Genomic DNA, 2982 nt, shown 5'->3' with positions numbered 1-2982 from the left:
GCCGCTTTTAACCAGGTTTAACGGTGCATTTTTTATTCCGATTACAAGTGCATGCCCCCATCTTCATGCCGATTTCGAGTTTGGTGTTGCCGTTGCTTTTTCGCCATTTCCCACTCAGTCTCTTTTAAACCTTGCGCCTGTCTTTGTCGTTGGTAATCTTCATCACGAGCATATAGAACAGTCATGATCGCGTCACTAAAGGCCGTCTTTAAGTAGTAGTTTGGACTAACTGGCTTATAATTTAACGGTTGATAATGTGCCAGCTGGGATTTTCGATATTGATCGTCCTTAGCTTGTTGCTCTTTTAACTGTTTTTGGATTTTCTCAATCTGACTGTTCTTAATCGTTGGATCGACTTTACATTCACCCAAAAAGAGTTGTTTAGTGCCGTCATGCTTTAAAACCCGTTGTAAGTGATGATTCTCTAACTGATCTAAGCTAAGCTGTCCCGATAAATAAGCTAACCCTAATTGATGTTCTTGGGTACTGAAAACCCTCGGTGGGTTTTCTTGCCATTGTGCCATTGTTTCGACTTTTAATGGCTTTAAAGTTGGATCATAGTACATCACGGCTGTATAGGCCTGTTCTTGTCTAACTAGTGAAAGATCATCTAAATCACCATTAGGAAAGGCTCTTTTCAATACTTCATGGTATTGCGTTTGAATGACTTGCTTAACTGCTATGATTGTCCGTAGGTCTTTGACTGCTCTCGTAATCGTTTGCTGTTCTGCTGGTGAATACTTTTCTAGTAGTCCTTTATCGACGTGTTCTAGGCTTTCTAAGCTATCAGAGTGGATCATTAGCGTATATTTCAGATCAATTTTGGTCTCTTTTTCTTGTTGCATTAATAACTTAAAACCAACGTATGGCCGCTTGGTAAAGGTCAATAATTGCTGGGTCAATAAATCATCACGAATATTCATTAAACGTTCGTTTAATTCACTGCCTTTGAAAACTGTTTGCTCGCTTTCGGTTTCCTTAATTAATTCTCGTCTTTCAGCTTGCGTGGTCTGTTCAAAATTAAGCTCTGGATAAAGTTTTTTCGTGGTACGATCGACCACTTTGTTTAAGAGTTCATCTGCCTTTTTTAATGAGCTTTCTTGTTGGTTAATTGTCAATAATTGTTTAGTCACATCTTCACCAACTGCATGTTTAATTAAGGTGCTATTTTTCCAATTAAATAGCATGCGCCGTTTATCATCTAAACTCTCCAAACTGATATAAGTTTTCAGTTCATGGCTTAACTCATTGACCACCCGTTTTTCATTAAACGAGAAGTGTTCACTTAGGCTATCTAAGTGACCTCTATTGATTGCTTTTTCTTGGTTGTTTTTATAACTGGCTTTGGCTTTGCGATAGTTCTTTACTTGTTGGTTAAATTCTTTTCTTTCATACCGCTTACTATTAATTCCCTCGTGTTGGGTTGGTGTATCATCTATTCCCTGCTCAGTAAATGATTTTTCACTGATCCGATCGGGAATATTTTTTTGCTCTAAAACCTGATTGACACTAACTGCCCAATTATGACGCCATTCAATTATTTTTTCTTTCTTATCCCAATCGACCATCAGTATCTTTCTACTCTTAGGGTACTTGCTAGTTCCGGTATACATTTTATTGCCATTATCATCTAAAATATATTGCTTTTTGCTCTTAATTCCCCATGTTCCATCTGAATTAAACGGCCGATTAGTTAACATCACATGAGCGTGCGGATTATCTGGGTGGTCGCGATGAATTGCCACGTCGGCTACCATGCCCTCATCAACAAAATTTTCTTGCACATATTTTGTCAGTAATTCTTTCTGTTCGGATTCACTTAATTCTACCGGTAAAGCCACGTTAAACTCTTTCGCATACCGAGAATTTGCTCGCCGATCTTTTCTTTCTACTTCGTTCCATAATTTTTCTCGATCACTGGCCCATGCTGGTGTATTTTTAGGAGTTAAAATAAAACTCTCTGGTATGACTGACCGAGCATAGAAATAGTGGCGACCTTCTTGATCATCAAATAATTTTTCACCACTTCGATAAGCGGCACTGGCAATCGCACTTCGTCCTTTCCCAGCACTAATATTACTAAAACTCATATGAAAAATTGCCATACTAGTCACCACCTTTCTTTGGATCTATTGGTTGATTTTGTTGTCGCCATCGGCGACTTCTAATACAGGATTTTAGCACGATTTACCCCACAATAATTTAGTGGGGTGTAAGTGCGCATTGACCTCGTTTCACTCGGTCTGCTGATTCTCCTGAATTTACTTTTAGTGTATGCCTTCCGCTTCGCTATTTCAACTTCTATACTTTGACTTAACGTTTCCTATATGATATAGTTTCGGTGATTATTTCTAATATGATTGGAGGAATCGTTATGTCTAAAAGTAACTTAGAAAAACAAGAAGCTAAATTAAAAGCCCTTAATCAAAAAATTAAGGACGAAAAAAATAAGATTGAACAACGGCTAGGTAAACAAATCATCAGTCAAGCCAATTTAGATTATGCTAATTTGTCTAACGATCAGATTAAGCTTTTAGCTAAGCAATTTTCTGAATTTTTAAAGGTAAAGTCCGTAGATCATTAGCCATACAAGATGGGGAAATTCCATGTCTAATCAATATGAAAAACTAGTTGAGCAACAAGCGCGTTTAAAACAAAAAATTGAGCGGGAAGATTTTAAATTACGACAATCTAAATACTATGAAAATCGGCAAGCCCGCAAAGCCCGTTCTCGCCGATTAATTCAAAAAGGGGCTTTATTAGAAAAGTACTTTCAAGCTAATAACCTCTCGGTCGAACAAACCGAAGAACTTTTAAAAACATTTGCTGACTATGTTAACGCCCATAAACCGGATAAATTAAAAAACGATCAACCTAATAACTAGGCCGATCGTTTTTATTTTCAGGATTGTTTTTTGGCTTAATCTCTGGATTGTGTTTAGCAAAGTCTTTTAACTGTTTTTGAATTCTTTGTGTAAGCTC

3 protein-coding genes are annotated in these 2982 nt (G+C 37.4%); 2 read left to right on the top strand and 1 reads right to left on the bottom strand.

Going from position 1 to position 2982, the window contains the following annotated elements:
* Window positions 1-41: 41 nt before the first annotated feature.
* Window positions 42-2105: a MobQ family relaxase gene (mobQ, locus tag IV64_RS12560; protein ID WP_057707574.1), complete on the bottom strand. Its 2064-nt coding sequence runs from the start codon at window positions 2103-2105 to the stop codon at window positions 42-44.
* 251 nt (window positions 2106-2356) lie between these two features.
* On the opposite strand from mobQ, the gene IV64_RS12555 reads away from it, so the two are divergent.
* Both IV64_RS12555 and IV64_RS12550 read left to right on the top strand, forming a co-directional pair.
* Window positions 2357-2584: a hypothetical protein gene (locus tag IV64_RS12555; RefSeq protein WP_071665499.1), complete on the top strand. Its 228-nt coding sequence runs from the start codon at window positions 2357-2359 to the stop codon at window positions 2582-2584.
* A 22-nt stretch (window positions 2585-2606) separates the two neighbouring features.
* Window positions 2607-2885, top strand: coding sequence for a hypothetical protein (locus IV64_RS12550; protein ID WP_003646133.1), 279 nt, complete (start codon window positions 2607-2609; stop codon window positions 2883-2885).
* The last annotated feature ends 97 nt before the right edge of the window (window positions 2886-2982 follow it).

Source organism: Lactiplantibacillus xiangfangensis, from assembly GCF_001438845.1.
Lineage (GTDB): Bacteria > Bacillota > Bacilli > Lactobacillales > Lactobacillaceae > Lactiplantibacillus > Lactiplantibacillus xiangfangensis.
Note: the sequence above shows the minus strand (reverse complement) of the source record. Positions and strands in the feature narration are given on the sequence as shown.

Bases quoted from the DNA above. Each gene is read 5' to 3' on its own strand.
- mobQ (WP_057707574.1), bottom strand. From the start codon at position 2,105: ATGGCAATTTTTCATATGAGTTTTAGTAATATTAGTGCTGGGAAAGGA.
- IV64_RS12555 (WP_071665499.1), top strand. From the start codon at position 2,357: ATGATTGGAGGAATCGTTATGTCTAAAAGTAACTTAGAAAAACAAGAA.
- IV64_RS12550 (WP_003646133.1), top strand. From the start codon at position 2,607: ATGTCTAATCAATATGAAAAACTAGTTGAGCAACAAGCGCGTTTAAAA.